This window comes from uncultured Oscillibacter sp. (assembly GCF_910587525.1).
In the GTDB taxonomy this organism is placed as follows: Bacteria; Bacillota; Clostridia; order Oscillospirales; family Oscillospiraceae; genus Oscillibacter.
Map to the genome: position 1 here is coordinate 1 of NZ_CAJULS010000228.1, position 2379 is coordinate 2379.

At 61.0% G+C, this 2379-nt stretch carries 2 protein-coding genes; both read left to right on the forward strand.

The genetic code is table 11. The annotated features are described in order from the left end of the window. On the forward strand, window positions 1-652 hold a 652-nt coding region (locus QZ326_RS12870; protein WP_295745970.1), incomplete at its 5' end, for a hypothetical protein. Between the two features lie 22 nt (window positions 653-674). Then, window positions 675-2066: an undecaprenyl-phosphate glucose phosphotransferase gene (locus QZ326_RS12875; RefSeq protein WP_295745972.1), complete on the forward strand. Its 1392-nt coding sequence runs from the start codon at window positions 675-677 to the stop codon at window positions 2064-2066. The last annotated feature ends 313 nt before the right edge of the window (window positions 2067-2379 follow it).

The window sequence follows — 2379 nt, forward strand, 5'->3', positions numbered from 1 at the left end:
GGAGTTCACCTTCTCCATCTATTGCTACCTGCCCATGGCGTTCGGGGTGTTCGCCGCCATCAGCCTGTGCTGCGGGGACACGCTGCCCTTACCTGCCTGGATGGAGGGGAAAACGGTAAAAAACGGCGCTGTTCTGGGTATCTGCGCCTTATTGGTGCTGTTTGCGGTCCTGCTGGGCTGCAACAGCGCGGCCCGGGGGCTGGTGACGGACCCGTCCAATCTGGACCAGCTGGAGCGGGCGGCGTCCCTGGACCCCTTTGAGAAGGCGGATTACCTGCTCACCTATGTGATCCAGGCCGGGGGCCGGGAGGCGGATGGGGAGGTCCGGGAAAAGGCGGACGAATACGCCGCCCGGCTGGCCAAGCTGGATTCCAACTCCATTCCCATCTATCTGGCGGAATATTACCTGCGGACGGGCCGGACGGAACAGGGGCTGGAGCAGGCGGAACGGTATGTGGGCTACGTGTCCGCCGACGCCGCCGTGTGGCAGAAAACCTTTGACCTGCTGGAGGAGTACGAAGAGGACACAGAGCAGTACCGCGCCGGGGTGAGGCGCGTGGCGGAGCTGCTGGACGCCTGGAACGCGGAGAATCTGGGCCGCATTGAGCTGAGCGGGCAGACGCGGGCGTTCATCGGGCGAATGTGCGCATAACACGGAAAAAGAGAGAAAGAGCATGATAAAAGAAAACCAACGGCTGCTGAACCGGCTGCACGTCCTGACAGACGGGGCGGTGCTGTACCTGTCCCTGCCCGCCGCGTTCTGGATACGCTTCTGCCTTCTGCCCAATGGGATCATCACGGTGCCCCTGTCCCGGTATCTGGCCCTGGGGACGATCCTCACCGCCGTCCAGCTGTTCGCCTACGCCGCTTTCGGGCTGTACCAGTCCTTCCGCAAGACCCGGCTGCGGCGGGAGCTGGAAAAGCTGTGGCTGGCGGGGGCGCTGGTGATGGGGGCGCTGCTCAGCTTCCTGTTCGTACAGCACTATATCAACTTTTCCCGGCTGACCCTGGTGATCTGGTTTTTGCTGAGCACGGGGGCGCTGAGCTGCAAGCGGATTATTCTGCGCCGGGGCCTGCGGTACTTCCGCCAGCGGGGCTACAACCAGAAGCACGTGCTGCTGGTCGGCGGCGGGGAGATGGCCCGAACCTACTGGGAGACGGTGCGGTGGGACCGGGAGCTGGGCTATGCGGTTGCAGGCTATGTGTCCTCGCGGCCGGAGCAGGGCCTTGAGGGGTTGAAATGGCTGGGCGGATATGATAAACTGGGCAAAATGCTGGACAAATTCCGACCGGACGAGGCGGTGTGCGCCATCGGGGCGGAGGATTACGGGCGGATGGCGGAGATCATCGAGGCCTGTGAAAAGGCGGGGACAAAGCTGTCCATCATTCCCTTTTACGCCAAATATATGCCCTCCAATCCGCAATTTGACGAGCTGGAGGGGATTCCCCTGCTGAATTTCCGGCGGATTCCGTTGGACAACTGGGCCAACGCCTTCTGCAAGCGGGCTATGGATATCGTGGGTTCACTGGCGCTGATCCTGGTGACCTCGCCGGTGATGCTGGCCTGCGCCGCGGGGGTGAAGCTGAGCTCACCGGGACCTGTCCTGTTTAAACAGGAGCGGATCGGGCGGGACAAGAAGCCCTTTTACATGTACAAATTCCGCTCTATGCGGGTAAATACTGGGGAGAACACGGCGTGGAGCAGGGATCATGACGGCCGAAAGACGAAATTCGGGGCGTTCATGCGCAAGTGCTCTTTGGACGAACTGCCCCAGTTTTTCAACGTGCTGAAGGGGGACATGAGCCTGGTGGGGCCCAGGCCGGAGATCCCCTACTACGTGGAAAAGTTCAAGGAGGACGTGCCGCTGTACATGGTGAAGCACCAGGTGCGGCCGGGCATTACGGGGTGGGCCCAGGTGAACGGGCTTCGTGGGGACACCTCCATCAAGGCCCGGGTGGAGCACGACGTGTACTACATCGAGCACTGGAGCCTGCTGTTTGACATTGAGATTCTATTGACCACGGTGTTCCGGGGAAAGTTTGTGAACAGCGAGGCGCTGAACTGAGGGGAGGGACGGTCATGGGCGGGAAGGTATTGTTCACCGCTTCTACATATAGCCACATCGTGAACTTCCACCTGCCCTACCTGCGGAAGTTCCAGGAGGAGGGCTGGACGGTCCACGCGGCCTGTGGGGGCAGGTCCATGCCTATCCCGGATGTTGAAGCGAAAACTGTTGCTGGGGGCGGAGCAGTGGATGGCGGCGAACGCGGATCTGGTGCTGACCATGGACCGTTGGGACTATGAGACCGCGAAAAAATACCAGCTCGGGCATAAAGTTTCAATATACCTGGCGTGGGGGTGGATTTCTTTCGGTTTGA